The following is a 14,831-nucleotide window of genomic DNA, read 5'->3' on the forward strand; positions in this document are numbered from 1 at the left end:
TTTCATTCGTCATAGATCACGATGGGAGTTCCAATGAGCGAGAAGATTGCCGGTAAGACTTTCTCGACGCCAGAAGAAGCTGGTGTAACGGTGCCCTCCGAGGAAGAATTAGCCCGCGCTAGGAAAAGTTTCGACGAGTTCCAGGCAAAGGTCGACGCTGTCGCGCCAGAAGATCGCAAAACAGATGTTTCGCCGAAATTTTGGGACGATATCTCTGGGACTGAATACGATCCCAACAAGAAAGCTTAGCCTTTCTGCGCGGTTGCATCAATTGCGTATCGACTTCTATCGATTTACCGACCCAGACTTTGTCAGGCACCTTGATCAGCGATATATCATGGATAGTACGTGACGGTTGAATGACCACAATTTTTGGTTTGTAACAACTAATACCGTGACCCCAGTTATGGAACACCGGATCGACTAATGCGGTTCGTCGCAATTCACAGATATCGTCGAAAGTCGCGGATTCAGCGGCCAACCGACACTCATCTGAAGCGGCCACTGGCGAATCTTCTTGGCCTGTCGTCCCGACCGAACCAGGCCGTCCAGTCATGAAATTCAATGCGTGATGCCGCCAATGCGGCTGACGCGCCCCGAGGAGCAGCACAGCCCACACCATCCCCGCCGGATAGGCCGGATAGCACGGTCACTGCCTACGCCGAGCATGGGTCATCAATCACCGACGCCCTCGGTAATCTCATCGAAACCCGCGGTGACACGTCCCGAGTCTTTTCGCAGGTCTTCCGTGCGGGCGAATCCATACCCGACTACACGATTTACCCACCCGATGGCCTAAATATCCTCGGCGAACCGCGGACGGTGCTAATTCCGACGCGGCTGAGCGAACTACTTGAGGACGATATGGGAAATGTCCACCTCGCCGTTTGCACTTACGACGGTACCTGCCCGACCGGCAAGGTATACGATGTAGAAGGCATATGGGACGAAAATTCCGGAGAATTGAGCCCCTACGAAAGGCCTAATTCAGGTGGCAACTAGCGAAAACGTCGACGAATTGATAAGCACTGCCGCTCGCACACACGCGGTAGACGATCTCAGGGAGGCAGTCCGGGCCTTGAAATCTTGCGAAGTTTTCATGCCGTTCAAAGCGGTTCTTCGAGATGGCAAGGAAATCAAGACTATTCCGCTTCTTTTGCTTCCGGATGGCACCCATGCCATGATGACGTACACCAATAATTCGCATCCGGATCTGCCGGATTCATTCGCAGGGGCAACGTTCGAGTCAGCGCTGATGGCCGCCCTTAGAATGCCCGAACTCGATTGGGTGATAGTCACTAATCGGACTTCGGACTGGATCTCAATTCACAAATCCCAGATTCAAGCATATCTTGACTCCCTCGACAACACGATTTTCGACGCACCGTCGTCCGAAGGCGGTCTTGGCTTTGACGCGGTCGAAGAACTGGTGAGCCGCGCGGTTGGCTCCGAATCCATGAGTTCGGTTTCTGCGGTGACTGCCGCGCTCGAGGACCGCGAAATATTCCTAGAGATGAGCAGCTATACGAGCGATGACGGTCGTCAGAGTATGAAATCTTTCTTAATTGAGCCGCTCGGGCCGGTAGTCCGTGCGTACACAAGTCGGCTTCGTCCCGGTATTAGATACGGAGGTCTTCGTTGGTCTGCGCTCCGGGAAATGATGCGCGCGTTGCCGGAGGTCAAAGGCGTCCAGGTGATGAACAATGCGGACGACTGGGTAGTTATCGATAGGAAAGCCCTAGGGCTCGACGAACGTGGCGAACCAGGCGATTAATCCCCCGACTACGTCACGCCAAGCGTGAACGCGGCATGGGCTCGCGGCGCCGAATCAGTTCAGCGCTCAACCATGCTGACGATTGGCGCATCATTTCAAGGCTGTAATGAAGCCGTTGCTGGAGCGGGGTGACCGACCCACGGGCGAATTAAGAATGGACGCACGAACTGACAGCCCGCCGAACCCTTCGGAACGTGAAACACGCCGCTCACGCGGGGTCGGGAGCCGTCTTCACACTTGAAGGCGCGGCATCTTCCACAGCCCCCACCCCCACCCGCCGGATAGGGTTGGATACCGGGACCCACTGGGTCGCCAGGCAACACAGCGATCTAGGAGGTTTGGCGATGACTTCCTCTGACCCGGTCAACGGAGACGTCACTCGCGCTGACCTGGAGTCGCTAGCCGCCGACGCCAGTGCCGCCCGCGCGCTGGAAGGCCTGGAGGCCGAAAAAGCCGCCAGCGACGAGGACCGCCCGCAGCCACCGATCGACCTCACCGCGGCCGCCTTCTTCGACGTGGACAACACGCTGGTGCAGGGCTCCTCGGCGGTGCACTTCGGCCGCGGGCTGGCGGCGCGCAACTACTTCACCTATCGCGACGTGCTCGGCTTCATCTATGCCCAGGCCAAATTCCAGCTCCTCGGCAAGGAGAACAGCAACGATGTCGCCGCCGGCCGCCGCAAAGCGCTCGCCTTCATCGAGGGCCGCTCGGTCGAGCAGCTCGTGGCGCTGGGCGAGGAGATCTACGACGAGATCATCGCCGACAAGATCTGGCCGGGCACCCGGGAGCTCACCCAGATGCACCTCGACGCGGGCCAGCAGGTGTGGCTGATCACCGCCACGCCCTACGAACTCGCGGCGACCATCGCGCGGCGGCTGGGCCTGACCGGCGCCCTGGGCACCGTCGCGGAGTCCGTCGACGGGGTGTTCACCGGCCGGCTCGTCGGCGACATCCTGCACGGGACCGGAAAGGCGCACGCCGTGCGGTCATTGGCGATCCGGGAGGGCCTCAACCTCAAACGCTGCACCGCCTACTCCGACAGCTTCAACGACGTGCCCATGCTGTCGTTGGTGGGCACCGCCGTCGCGATCAACCCGGACGCGCGCCTGCGCACCCTGGCCCGCGAACGCGGTTGGGAAATCCGGGACTTTCGCACCGCGCGCAAGGCCGCCCGGATCGGTGTTCCGTCGGCCTTGGCGCTGGGGGCGGCCGGTGGTGCACTGGCCGCGGTGGCATCCCGGCGGCAATCGCGCTGATAGGCTGCGCCGCTGAGACCTATTCGAGCGGAGACGACAACGGCATGACGACCCCCAAAGAGGCCGAAGGGCTCATCGGCAGCCATTACCGGGCGCCGGATTACTTCCTGGTCGGACGCGAGAAGATCCGGGAGTTCGCGATCGCGGTCAAGGACGACCACCCGACGCACTTCAGCGAGGCCGACGCCGCCGCCGCCGGGTACGACTCGCTGGTGGCGCCGTTGACGTTCCTGGCAATCGCGGGCCGGCGGGTGCAGCTGGAGATCTTCACCAAGTTCAGCATCCCGATCAACATCGCCCGGGTCATCCACCGCGACCAGAAATTCAAATTCCACCGACCGATCGTCGCCGGGGATAGGCTTTACTTCGACACTTATCTAGACTCGGTGATCGAGTCCCATGGCACCGTGCTCGCCGAGATCCGCAGCGAGGTAACCGATGCCGACGGGGCACCGCTTATCACCAGCGTCGTCACGATGCTGGGAGAAGCCACAACCCAAGCCGACACTGACGCAACAGTGGCCGCAATTGCATCAATATCAGCCGGGAAGTAGGGTCGATTTCAATGACGTCACAGGGGGAAGCCGCTAGCACGCAGCTGAAGCCGCCGGTCGAGAAGGTCCGGTCGCACTACGACAAATCGAACGAATTCTTCAAGCTCTGGCTTGACCCGTCGATGACCTATAGCTGCGGCTACTTCGACGAAAATCCGGACCCGCAGAATCTGACCAAGACGCTGGAAGAGGCGCAGTACGCCAAGCGCAAGCTCGCGCTCGACAAGCTGAACCTCGAGCCCGGCATGACGCTGCTCGACATCGGCTCCGGGTGGGGCTCGACGATGCGGCACGCGGTCGCCGAGTATGACGTCAACGTCATCGGCCTGACGCTGAGCGAGAACCAGTACGCCCACTGCGTGGCCGAGTTCGACAAGATGGAGAGCCCCCGCCGCAAAGAGGTGCGGATCCAGGGCTGGGAGGAATTCCCCGGCGACGTACCGATCGACCGCATCGTGTCGCTGGGCGCGTTCGAGCACTTCGCCGACGGCGCGGGTGACGCCGGGTACGAGCGGTACGCCACCTTCTTCAAGAAGTACTACGACTTGCTGCCCGACGACGGCCGCATGTTGCTGCACTCGATCGTGGTGCCCTCCGCCGAAGAGGGCAAGAAGATGGGCTTGCAGGTGAACATGACCCTGCTGCGGTTCATCAGCTTCATCCTCAAGGAGATCTACCCGGGCGGGAAGCTGCCCCAGGTCGACCTGGTCGACAAGTACGCGACCGACGCGGGTTTCAAGATCGAGCGCCACCACTTCATCGGCAAGAACTACGTCCCGACGCTGACGGCCTGGGGCGACGCGCTCGAGGCGCACAAGGAAGAGGCGATCGCCCTGAAGGGCCAGGAGACCTACGACATTTACCTGAAGTACCTGCGGGGATGCTCCGACCTGTTCCGCGACGGCTACACCAACGTCTGCCAATTCACAATGGTCAAGTAGTTCGCCCGAAAACGCCCCGGAAGCCATTGGCTCCGGGGCGTTTTCGCGTCGGCACCAAGCCGGATAGCCGGATAGCGAAGCGGGCAGGGTCGGTAAACGTAAAGCGTCAGCCGAAAAAGATGTTGCGCCGGCCGGCCAGCAACCGATACAGCGTCTGCTGGATGGTCTCGCGCACCTGATCGGTCAACTCGAAGGTGACCATCGGGTCCTCGGCGTCGGACGCGGCGTAGTCGTTGGTGTAGATCGGCTCGCCGAATGCGATGCGCCATTTCGACGGCAGCGGCACCAGGCCCGCCGGTCCCGCCAGCGGGAACAGCGGCGTGACCGGGAAGTAGGGCAGCCCGAACAGCCGCGCCAGCAGCTTCACATCGGTCAGCATCGGGTAGATCTCTTCCGAGCCGACGATCGAGCACGGGATGATCGGCGCCTTGGTGCGCAGCGCCGCGGTGACGAACCCGCCGCGGCCGAACCGCTGCAACCGATAGCGGTCCTCGAAGCGCTTGCCCAACCCCTTGTAGCCCTCCGGGAACACGGCGGTCAGTTCGCCGGCGGCGAGCAACCGGTGCGCGTCCGTGGTGCAGGCCATGGTGTGGCCGGCCTTGCGGGCGGCTTCGCCCACGACGGGCAGGTCGAACACCATGTCGGCGGCGAGCAGCCGCAGGTCCCGCTGCGCGGGGTGCTCGTCGTGGACGGCGACCGACAGCATCAACCCGTCGAACGGCAAGACCCCGGCGTGGTTGGCCACCACCAACGCGGCGCCCTCGCTCGGCAGGTTCTCGACACCGCTGACCTCCACCCGGAACCACGACCGGAAGAAGAACCTCAGCAACGGCCGAACGATCGCGCTGTTGAAGTGTGGATCGAAACCGAACTCGTCGACGGTGTAGTCACCGGTGAGCCGCTGGCGCAGGAACCCCGCTACCGCGGCGACCCGCTGAGCGAGTTCGTTGAGCGGCGCCTCCGCCGACCCGGCACCCGCGGCACGCCGGTGCTCATCGATCTCGCGGACGACGGCGGCGATCTGCTCGGCGGACGCCCGACCGTGCGGGTCCGAGAGCGAGGAGGGATGCTGACGGGTCGACTCCGCGCGCTGATCGGCTCTCCGCCGCGCTGCTACCCGACCCCGATTCGTATGCAGCGGAATAACATTCGCTCTGTTTTCACCCGCCACGATACCTACCTGACCCCACCCCACGGAACTGGATTTCGGCTGCCCCAGCGCTGCGCTAGGGATATGGCGCGACCCTCCAAGGAGCGTACCCGATGCGGATCGATAATGGGAGTCATGCCGCGGCCGCGCACGTAGTCGTCGAAGGCCTCGGCCGTCGTCCACTTCGGCTGGTAGCCCAGCTCCGCGCGCATCCGGGTGGTGTCCATGACGCGGCCGTAGCTCAGGTAGGCGAACTGATCGCGGCTGATCTCGTTGTAACGGTTAGCCCGTCTCAGCGAATCGAGCGCCCACACGCCAAAACCGGGCACTGGCAACGGAATCCGGCCGGCACGGCGGATTGCCTGCGACAGCATGATGATTCCGTCGGCCCCGATGTTGAACGTGCCGGCCTTGCCGGCCATCGCCGCGCGTTCCAGCGCGCCCAGCGCATCCTGCTCGTGCAGCAACTGCAGTCGCGCGTCGCGGCCGAACATCGTGGGCACCAACGGCCCGGCCAGGTACCGCGACAGCGTGGTGTCCATCGCTGGCCCGATCATGTTGGCCAGCCGCAGGATCGTCACGGCGATGTCGGGCCGGCGCCGCCCCAGCCCCCGGGCATAGGACTCGATGTCCAGGCTGTCCTTGGCGAAACCGCCGCGCAGGGGCCGGCGGCTGGTGCTGTCCTCGGTGAACATCACCGGATCGTGCGCGCTGGACCCATAGACCTCAGACGTCGACTTGAGCACCACGCGGCGCACCGAGGGCGCCTTCTGACAGGCCGCGAACAGCTGCATCGCGCCCATCACGTTGATTTCCTTCAGCGCGGCGGTGCCACCGGACCGCGGGGCGTACGACGCCGCGGCCGCGTGCACCACCGTGTCCACTTCGCCGTTGCGAATCACCTTGGCTATGAAGGGATTACGGATGTCGGCGCGGACGAACTCCGCGCGCCCCATTCGGCGCAGCATGTCCTTGCTGGGCGCGATCGCGTCGACCGCGATGACCGTGTTGATCATCGGGTTCTGCACGAGCCGGGCCGTCAGGTAGCCGCCCAGAAACCGGCACGCACCGGTGACCAGCACCACCTTCGGGTAGTGCACCGTGTTGCTCGCGGTGTCGCCGGCTCCGCCGCCATCCCCACTCGACTGATCCACGCAAACAGCCTATCGACTCCGGAGACCGCAGCATCAAGCCGCGGGCGGGCCTACTTGCCGAGTTTTCTGCGCTGCACCCGAGTGCGGCGCAACAACTTGCGGTGCTTCTTCTTCGACATGCGCTTGCGCCGCTTCTTGATTACTGAACCCATGAACTCCGCTATCTGACCCGTGACCTGCTTGCAGGATTGACCCGGACACTTTACCCGGCGGGACGCACCGAACACCAAACGGCGTCGACGATCGCCGAGCGAAGAGCGAAGTGCGGTTTCGGGTCAGCCCGCGTCGAAGTAGGACGTCTCCAGCATGTCGTGCACCGCCTTGGCGTGCACCCGGAAAGACCGCCCGACCCGGACCGCGGGCAGCTCGCCGTTGTGCACCAGCCGGTACACCGTCATCTTGGAGACCCGCATCAACGCCGCCACTTCGGCGACGGTCAAGAACTGTGTCCTGCCCTGCTGGCCCTCGCCGGGACCGGTGTCCCGCTTACCAGCAGAATCGCGCGCTGATGGCCCGTTCGTAGACGTCATCGCAACCCAATCGTGTCAGGCACCCGCAATGCCAGCGGCTTCCCCTCCGCTGGCACCCACACGTGCATACAAAGAGGAGAATAGCGGGACTAATGGGGTTACTGGTACTGGTGGGGGACAATCAGTTCAAATTTCTTGGATTACTCCGATGTAATTCTTAGCTGCTCAGAGCGCGTTTTGGCGGCCTGAACGGCCGCGTCGACAGCGGCCCGCAGGCCGCCCCGTTCCAGTTCGCGCAGCCCCGCGGCAGTGGTGCCGCCGGGCGAGGTGATGGTCGCCCGCAGCTGCGTCGCCGTGGCGTCCACGCGCAACCCCGGGGCCTCGCCCTCCCCCGGCCGCCCGTCGGCCTCCATCCGCTCCAGCAGCATGGCCGCAGACCCGGCCATCGTCTGCGCCGTCAGGTCGGTGGCCACCTCCCGGCTCAGCCCGGCGGCCACACCGGCATCCACCAGCGCCTCGACCATCAAGAAGAAGTAGGCCGGGCCGGAGCCCGACAGCGCGGTCACGGCATCCATCTGGGCTTCCGGCACGGTCAGCACCCCACCGACCGAGTCGAACAGGGCCGATACCCCCTCGAGCTGCGGGGCGGTGACGAACCGGCCCGTGGCCAGCGCGGTCACCCCCGCGCCGACGAGGGCCGCCGCGTTGGGCATCGCCCGCACCACCGGCGTCCCGGCCGGCAATTTGGATTCGAAATACGAGACACCGATGCCCGCCGCGACGGTGACGAACACCTGCTCGGCGGTGTCGCTCTCGGACGCGGCCGCCACCCGGGCCAGCTCCGTGAGCACCGGCTCGACATCGGAGGGCTTCACCGCGACCACGACGAAGGACGCGTTCTCCACCGCGTCGGCCACCGAGGTGATCAAGACCGAATAGGTGTCGGCCAGGTACTGGGCGCGCTCGGGAACGCGTTCGGCCACCACAAGGTCTTTGACCTGCCTGCCCGCGCGCAGCAGACCCGAGAGCAGTGCCTCCCCGATGCTGCCGCCACCGATGATCGCGATTCTTGCCATGCCCGACAGCATCGCAGACCCCGGCGCCTACCTAGCGGCAGGGACCAGCGCCAGTTGGCGGGCTTGGACCACGAGGCGCCCCAGGCTGTCGACGACGGTGTGGTCCTCGTCGAACCAGTCGTGCCCGATCTCCGTGCACGTCGCGATGATTCGCAGCCATCCGTCGGCGGGCAGGCCGCGCAGGAAGGCGGTCAGCTGGACGGTCGGCGCCCAGCCGGTGCGTTCCACGGCAAAGGTCACCGGGGCCGACAGATCCCCGCACATCAGCGCGAACAGGGCGTCCGGGGCGACGCCGCGGGGGCGCGCCCACATCTGGATCACCGGCGGGCCCCCGTCGGCCGTCGGGCCCAACGTCGACAGCACCGGTCGCACGTCGCAGCCCTCGCCGAGGTGCACCAGGCCGGCCAACGGGTGGCCGGGCCCGATCGGGGCGATGTCGTCGGGCGGCTCGGGCGCCATCAGGTCCACCACCGGGTTGGCCGACAGCAGCGGCTTGGCGTCACCGTCGGGCGGAAAGTGTTCGGGCTCGCCGAGGTTGACCACCGCGTGCACCGCCGTCCGGTCACCCTGCGTGAGCTCGACGTCGACGACGCTGATCCGGCGGCCACGCTTGCGGATCGACGTCACCAGCCGCATCGGCCCCGGATCCGGGGCCCACAGGAAGCTCGCGGACACGGCGACCGGCTGCTGAACCGGTTCGAACTCGGTCGACGGCCCCCCGCAGGCGGTGCGGGCGGCGTTGGCGCAGAGCGCCAGCATGGCGCCACCGTGCACCTTGGGACCGATGGTCCAGTGCTTGTCGAGCTCGCCTTCGAAGACGCCGGGGTCGACCTCCCGCAACGCCATCGCGGTGGTGAATAACGCGTTCATGGTCTCCTGGTTTGTCAGCGCAGCAGATGCGTGCGGGCGAACTGCAACGACTCGGCGAGCATGCTTTCGCGCTCATTCGCTGAACGCGCGCTGGACGTGGAAACTTCCAGGATGACGTGGCCGGCGAAGTGGCTGCCGGCCAGCATCTGGCACACCTCGGCGGTGGGCTGCGTGCCGCGCCCGGGCACCAGGTGCTCGTCGGCGGGCAGGCCGCTGCCGTCGCACAGGTGCAGGTGCACCAATCCGCCGCCCATCCGCTGCGCCATGTCCAGCGAATCGCTGCCCGCGGTGGCGGTGTGGGACAGGTCCAGCGTGTAGTGGGCGTGGTTGCCGTCCAGCGGGTCGTAGGAGGGCGCGAACGCCGATATCGCCGGGCCGGGGCCGCCGCCACGCCTGCGCATCCGTTCCAACGATTGGCCCGGGCCGAAGAACCGGTCCGCCCGGAACGGGAACATGTTCTCCACCGCGATCAGCACGTCGCTCGAGGCTTCCAGCTCCGCGACCTGGTCGCTGAATCCCTCGGCGTAACGCCGCTGCCAGCGAAACGGCGGGTGCACGACGACGGTTTGCGCGCCGAGCTGTTCGGCGGCCCGCACGCTGCGGTCCAGCTTGGGGATCGGGTTGGCGCCCCACACCCGCTGCGAGATCAGCAGGCACGGCGCGTGCACGGACAGCACCGGGACGCGATAGCGCCGGGACAGCTTTGCGATGGCGTCGATGTCCTGGCTGACCGACTCCGCCCACACCATCAGCTCGACGCCGTCGTAGCCGAGCCGCGCCGCGTACTCGAACGCGGCCTCGGCCCGCAATGGGTACACCGAGGCCGTTGAGAGTCCGACTTTGATAGCTGGGCGCAACGGTCTGTGTGGTCCCCGGTCCGCCTAGCCCGACTGCAACGACAGCGCCAACGGGCCCAGGGTGATCAGCGCGCCCACCGCGACCGCGATCAACGTGCTGGCGATGTCCTCGGTCTTGCGCACGACCCGGACTCCGACGACCAGGCCGAGGATCACCAGCACCGATAGCACCAACGCCACGATGCTGTTCCAGCGCCACAGCTCGTCGAACGCGACGAACAGTCCGGCGCCGAAGGCCACGGCCAGGATCGACTGGAAGACGACGAGGGTGCCGCGCCACAGCGCCTCGAACCTGCCGGGGGCCGCGTGGACGTCGGTGGCCGTGGCCGCCCCCTCGGTCGCGCCGTCGAGGTGGTCCTCGTCGCGCTCCTCGTGCGGCAACAATCCGGCGGTGAACGGGTGCTCCCCGTCCTCTTCGTCCTCGTCCGTCTCCGTCTGCAGGTAGGAGCGCACGTAGGCGGAATCCTCCAGCGCGGGCTCGGCGTCGCGCACCTCCGAATCCATCACGTCGACCGGCAGATCGGTGTAGTGGTCCAGCGGGTCGGGATTCATGTCCTCGGCGCCCGATTGCCCGGTGCCGTTGGTCTCCCCCGCCTCGCCGTGGCTCAGGGGGCGCGGGTAGGCGCTGCGCTCGGGGCCGGCGGCGTTCTTGGGCTGCAACGGCGACCTGGGCCACCGCGGCTCGGGTTGCGACCAGTACGCGGCCGCGGGCTTGTCCTCGGTTTGCTGTTCGGGCTCGGGTTCCGCGGTGGCGGCCGGCCGTTCGGCCGTGCGGGGGTCCTCGTCGTCATCGCGGATGATCGGGATCTCGCCGGTCAGCTCGGCGACGGTCACCGCGTCGCTGTCGCCGCGCCGCCGACGCCTGCGCCGCGTGACCGCGGGGGCGCCGATCGTCCCGTTCTTGGCCAGAAGTTCGGCCACCGAGATCGGCCGAGTACCCGGGCTCTCGGTCTCTGAGTGTGGTCCGGTCATGCTTTGTCGCCTCTCGATCGGTTGCCGTCCCGATCACCTGCCTGGCCTCCAGCATCGCGCACGGATCGCTTCATGAGGGGCGTTCCGTCGGCTTCGCTGTCGAGTTTGCGCAAGATGAGACCTTCCCGTAACGCCCACGGGCAGATATCCACCGATTCGATCGACAGCGCTCGCATACTCGCCTCCGCCACCAACGCACCCGCCACGATCTGTGGCGCACGCTCGGCGCTCACCCCTTCCAGTTCTGCCCGGTCAGCGGTCGTCATCCTAGATATGAAAGATATGAGTTGCCTGAGGCCGTTTGCTGTGAGCGTCCGCTTCACCCGTGGCCCGGCGGCCGACGGCGCGGCACCGGTGAGCCGCGCGAGCGAGCGAAACGTCTTCGACGTCGCCACCGCCAGGTCGGGCGCGCCGGCGTCGAGCACCTGCTCGCTGGCCTCGGCGAGCTCGGCGTCCAGCCAGTCCCGCAGCATCCCGACCCGGCGCCGCCCGGGCGGGTCGTCGGGCAGCCATTCGCGGGTCAGCCGGCCGGCGCCCAGCGGCAGCGACAGCGCCACCTCGGGCTCCTCGTCGACCCCGCTGGACATCTCCAGCGAGCCGCCGCCTATGTCGAGGTTGATGATCCGCCCCGCGCTCCAGCCGTACCACCGGCGCACCGCCAGGAAGGTCAACCGCGACTCGTCGACGCCGCTCAGCGCCTCCAGCTCCACGCCGGTTTCCTTGCGGACGCGGGCCAGCACGTCGTCGGAGTTCACCGCGTCGCGGAGTGCGGAGGTGGCAAAGGCCATCAGCTCGGCACAGCCGGAGCTGTCCGCGATCTTGGCGAACTCGTCGATCGTGGAGATGAGCTTCTCGGCGCCGCGCTTGGTGATCTTGCCCGAACTGTCGATCGACTCGGCCAATCGCAGCGTGGCCTTCGTCGAACTCATGGGCGTGGGATGCCCACCACGGTGCGCATCAACCACCAACAGGTGAACCGTGTTGCTGCCCACGTCGAGCACGCCCAATCGCACGGGAAACAACCTAGTCGGATATGGGTGGGCCCCGCGTTGCGGCCCGCTGCGGAGGTTGCCGTCCTGATCCGCCGGGCCCCCGAGTGTCAGCGGGTCGAAGAGCCGGATTCGTCGTCTAACGTGGACGCTGTGGCGGATTCCTACCCTGAGCCGGGACACGAGGTTGAGCTGGACTTCGCCCGTGAGTGGGTGGAGTTCTACGACCCCGACAATCCCGAGCACCTGATCGCGGCGGACCTCACCTGGTTGCTCTCGCGGTGGACCTGCGTGTTCGGCACGCCCGCGTGCCACGGCACGGTCGCGGGCCGCCCCGACGACGGCTGCTGCTCGCACGGAGCGTTCCTGTCCGACGACGACGACCGCGCCCGGCTCGACGACGCCGTGCAGCAGTTGACCGACGAGGACTGGCAATTCCGCGAAAAGGGCTTGGGCCGCAAGGGATATCTGGAGCTCGACGAGCACGAGGGGCAGTCCCAATACCGCACGCGCAAGCACAAGGACGCCTGCATCTTCCTGAACCGGCCCGGCTTCCCCGGGGGCGTCGGATGCGCCCTGCACAGCAAGGCCCTCAAGCTCGGCGTCGCGCCGTTGACCATGAAGCCCGACGTCTGCTGGCAGCTGCCGATCCGGCGCAGCCAGGAGTGGGTGACCCGTCCCGACGGGACCGAGATCCTCAAGACCTGGGTCACCGAATACGACCGGCGCGGTTGGGGTTCCGGTGGCGCGGACCTGCACTGGTATTGCACTGGCGACCCCGGCGCCCATGTCGGCGCCAAGCAGGTGTGGGAAAGCATGGCCGACGAGCTCACCGAGCTACTCGGCGCCAAGGCCTACGCGGAGCTGGCGGCGATGTGCAAGCGCCGCAGCAAGCTGGGTCTCATCGCGGTGCATCCGGCGACTCGGCTCGCCGAGTAGCACCAATCTTCTTGTAAGACACCAGCATTCGCTGCGCGCTCGCGTGCAGGTACGCCTCGACCGCCGCGGCGGCCCCCGCCTCGTCGCCCGCGAGCACGGCATCGGTGATCGCGCTGAGGCCGGCCACCACGGGCGCGGCGTCGTCATAGGCGGGGGTCAGCTCGTGCTCCCGGCCGCCGAAGGCGTGCTCGACCCAGCGATACAACAACACCAGCGCGCGGTTGCCGCTGTGCTGGATGAGCACCCGGAAGTAGGCAAGGTCGGCCGCCTGCCGCGCCTCCGCGCTGTCGGCGTCGCGGACCGCGGCCAGCGCGGCGCGCAGGGCCTCGGCATCCTCGGGCGCACCGCGTCGCGCCGCGGACCGGCCGATCAACGGTCCCAGCGCCGCCCGGATCTCGAACAGCTCCACCAGGAACTCGGGCCCCAGCTTGCGCACCAACGCCTCGACCACCGCGGGGTGGGTGAGCCCGTGCGGGTCGGCGACCACGTTGCCGCTGCCGTGCCTGGCCTCGATCAAACCCATCTCCTGCAGCCGGGCCAGACCCTGCCGCAGCGACGTCCGGTTCACGCCCAGCTGTTCGGCCAGCTCACGCTCGGGTGGCAGCGCCGAACCCGGCGGAAAGGCGCCGTCGAGGATCGCGTCGGTGATCGACGCGGCGATCTGTTCATCGACGCGTTGGCGGTCGGGCGGGCGCAGCGGACTTGACTGGTTCATTGGCTCAACCAATATAGTGGACGAATCCACGGAAGGTGAGCAATGGACGGCGACACGCGATTGGCGGCGGCCCCACGCTGGCGCGGCAAGGCCGGCCGACTGGAGGTCTGGTACGCCACCCTGTCGGACCCGGCGACGCGCGCCGCGCTGTGGGTGCACTGCGAGACGGTCGCCCCCCTGAAGGGCGACGCCTACGCGCACGGCTGGGCCACGTGGTTCCCGGCCGACGGCTCGCCCCGCACCGAGCGGTTCGGGCCCGCGCCCGCCCGGCCCGCGTCCGGCCCCTGGTGGTTCGACGCCGCGGGCGCGCGGGTGGGCGACGGACAGCTCAGCGGCCGCGCCGGAGCGCTCGCCTGGCAGCTGTCCTGGACCGACACCGGCGCACCGCTGTGGACGTTTCCCCGCGCGGCCTGGGAGCGCGAGTTGCTGCCGGGCGCCCAGGTCGTCCTGGCCCCCACCGCCGACTTCGCCGGCTCGCTCACCGTGGCCGACACCGCTTTGCGCCTCGAGGGGTGGCGCGGCGGGGTCGCCCACATCTACGGACACGGCAACGCCAAGCGCTGGGGATGGGTGCACGCCGACCTCGGCAACGGCGACGTGGTGGAGGCGGTCACCGCCGTCTCGCACAAGCCGGGGTTGCGCCGGCTGGCCCCGCTGGCGTTCGTCCGGTTTCGCATCGACGGAAAGGATTGGCCCGCAAGCTCATTGAGCGGGTCGCTGCCGTCGCTGCGGATGCGGACGACGCTTGGCCTTGCGCACTGGCAGCTGGAGGGACGAATCGGCGGTCGGCGGGTGCTCATCCGGATCGATCAGCCGGCGGAGAAGTGCGTGAGCCTGGAATACACCGACCCCGACGGCGGTAAGGCGGTGTGCACCAACACCGAACAAGCCGATGTCCACATCGAGATCGACGACCGGCACTGGTCGGTGCTGGGCACCGGTCACGCCGAGGTGGGCCTGCGGGGCAATGCGGCACCGGATGTCAACGAAAGGACTCTCAATGACGATGTCAAGCCGCCGACTGAGTGATCGGGGGTGAGTCGGGTTGCCAGGTGCGGTTGTCGCGGATGAGTGCGTAGAGGACGTTGGTGCGGCGTCGGGCCAGGCAGATGGT

18 protein-coding genes are annotated in these 14,831 nt (G+C 66.7%); 8 read left to right on the top strand and 10 right to left on the bottom strand.

Annotation, left to right across the window (positions count from 1 at the left end; translation table 11 throughout):
• Positions 1-33: 33 nt before the first annotated feature.
• The 6 genes from BRW65_RS02520 (at position 34) to BRW65_RS02540 (ending at position 4,525) form a co-directional block, all read left to right on the top strand.
• Complete coding sequence (locus tag BRW65_RS02520) at positions 34-249, top strand: hypothetical protein (protein ID WP_073870825.1); 216 nt, start codon at positions 34-36, stop codon at positions 247-249.
• A 315-nt stretch (positions 250-564) separates the two neighbouring features.
• Positions 565-1,002 carry a putative adhesin gene (locus BRW65_RS32750; RefSeq protein WP_347876609.1) on the top strand — a complete coding sequence of 146 codons (438 nt, stop codon included), beginning with the start codon at positions 565-567 and terminating at the stop codon, positions 1,000-1,002.
• Positions 992-1,774: a hypothetical protein gene (locus BRW65_RS02525; protein WP_084187667.1), complete on the top strand. Its 783-nt coding sequence runs from the start codon at positions 992-994 to the stop codon at positions 1,772-1,774. Before BRW65_RS32750 ends, BRW65_RS02525 begins: the two co-directional genes overlap by 11 nt.
• A gap of 344 nt (positions 1,775-2,118) precedes the next feature.
• Positions 2,119-3,030, top strand: coding sequence for an HAD family hydrolase (locus BRW65_RS02530; RefSeq protein WP_073870829.1), 912 nt, complete (start codon positions 2,119-2,121; stop codon positions 3,028-3,030).
• Positions 3,031-3,074: 44 nt separating this feature from the next.
• Positions 3,075-3,584 carry an FAS1-like dehydratase domain-containing protein gene (locus tag BRW65_RS02535; RefSeq protein WP_073870831.1) on the top strand — a complete coding sequence of 170 codons (510 nt, stop codon included), beginning with the start codon at positions 3,075-3,077 and terminating at the stop codon, positions 3,582-3,584.
• A gap of 11 nt (positions 3,585-3,595) precedes the next feature.
• Positions 3,596-4,525 carry a cyclopropane mycolic acid synthase family methyltransferase gene (locus tag BRW65_RS02540; protein ID WP_073870832.1) on the top strand — a complete coding sequence of 310 codons (930 nt, stop codon included), beginning with the start codon at positions 3,596-3,598 and terminating at the stop codon, positions 4,523-4,525.
• A 106-nt stretch (positions 4,526-4,631) separates the two neighbouring features.
• On the opposite strand, the gene BRW65_RS02545 is transcribed toward BRW65_RS02540, so the two are convergent.
• The 9 genes from BRW65_RS02545 to BRW65_RS02585 form a co-directional block, all read right to left on the bottom strand.
• A complete protein-coding gene (locus BRW65_RS02545) occupies positions 4,632-5,720 on the bottom strand; it encodes a lysophospholipid acyltransferase family protein (RefSeq protein WP_208611740.1) in 1,089 nt (362 codons plus the stop codon).
• Entirely contained in the window at positions 5,702-6,829 is a 1,128-nt protein-coding gene (locus BRW65_RS02550; RefSeq protein WP_073870836.1) for an SDR family oxidoreductase, read from the bottom strand. Before BRW65_RS02550 ends, BRW65_RS02545 begins: the two co-directional genes overlap by 19 nt.
• Positions 6,830-6,879: 50 nt before the next feature.
• Positions 6,880-6,981 carry a 30S ribosomal protein bS22 gene (locus tag BRW65_RS02555; RefSeq protein ID WP_003402602.1) on the bottom strand — a complete coding sequence of 34 codons (102 nt, stop codon included), beginning with the start codon at positions 6,979-6,981 and terminating at the stop codon, positions 6,880-6,882.
• A gap of 123 nt (positions 6,982-7,104) precedes the next feature.
• Positions 7,105-7,359, bottom strand: coding sequence for a cell division/environmental response transcriptional regulator (locus BRW65_RS02560; protein ID WP_068057485.1), 255 nt, complete (start codon positions 7,357-7,359; stop codon positions 7,105-7,107).
• A 140-nt stretch (positions 7,360-7,499) separates the two neighbouring features.
• Positions 7,500-8,375, bottom strand: a complete 876-nt coding sequence (gene proC, locus BRW65_RS02565) for a pyrroline-5-carboxylate reductase (RefSeq protein ID WP_208611741.1) — start codon at positions 8,373-8,375, stop codon at positions 7,500-7,502.
• Positions 8,376-8,402: 27 nt separating this feature from the next.
• Positions 8,403-9,245, bottom strand: coding sequence for a thioesterase family protein (locus BRW65_RS02570; RefSeq protein ID WP_073870840.1), 843 nt, complete (start codon positions 9,243-9,245; stop codon positions 8,403-8,405).
• A gap of 14 nt (positions 9,246-9,259) precedes the next feature.
• The gene (locus BRW65_RS02575) at positions 9,260-10,102 is read right to left on the bottom strand and encodes a sugar phosphate isomerase/epimerase family protein (RefSeq protein WP_073870842.1); all 843 of its coding nucleotides are present in this window, start codon (positions 10,100-10,102) and stop codon (positions 9,260-9,262) included.
• 24 nt (positions 10,103-10,126) lie between these two features.
• Positions 10,127-11,074, bottom strand: a complete 948-nt coding sequence (locus BRW65_RS02580) for a hypothetical protein (RefSeq protein ID WP_073870845.1) — start codon at positions 11,072-11,074, stop codon at positions 10,127-10,129.
• A complete protein-coding gene (locus BRW65_RS02585; protein WP_067306251.1) occupies positions 11,071-12,087 on the bottom strand; it encodes a Ppx/GppA phosphatase family protein in 1,017 nt (338 codons plus the stop codon). Before BRW65_RS02585 ends, BRW65_RS02580 begins: the two co-directional genes overlap by 4 nt.
• Before the next feature lie 120 nt (positions 12,088-12,207).
• On the opposite strand from BRW65_RS02585, the gene BRW65_RS02590 reads away from it, so the two are divergent.
• Positions 12,208-13,002: a hypothetical protein gene (locus BRW65_RS02590; protein WP_073871021.1), complete on the top strand. Its 795-nt coding sequence runs from the start codon at positions 12,208-12,210 to the stop codon at positions 13,000-13,002.
• Here the strand turns inward: BRW65_RS02590 and BRW65_RS02595 are convergent.
• Positions 12,965-13,717: a FadR/GntR family transcriptional regulator gene (locus tag BRW65_RS02595; RefSeq protein WP_073870847.1), complete on the bottom strand. Its 753-nt coding sequence runs from the start codon at positions 13,715-13,717 to the stop codon at positions 12,965-12,967. The two genes, BRW65_RS02590 and BRW65_RS02595, sit on opposite strands and share 38 nt — an antisense overlap.
• A 42-nt stretch (positions 13,718-13,759) precedes the next feature.
• Here BRW65_RS02595 and BRW65_RS02600 point away from each other — a divergent pair, with 42 nt between their 5' ends.
• Positions 13,760-14,746, top strand: a complete 987-nt coding sequence (locus BRW65_RS02600) for a hypothetical protein (RefSeq protein WP_073870849.1) — start codon at positions 13,760-13,762, stop codon at positions 14,744-14,746.
• The last annotated feature ends 85 nt before the right edge of the window (positions 14,747-14,831 follow it).

Origin of the sequence: Mycobacterium paraffinicum (genome assembly GCF_001907675.1) — a bacterium.
Taxonomy (GTDB): Bacteria; Actinomycetota; Actinomycetes; order Mycobacteriales; family Mycobacteriaceae; genus Mycobacterium; species Mycobacterium paraffinicum_A.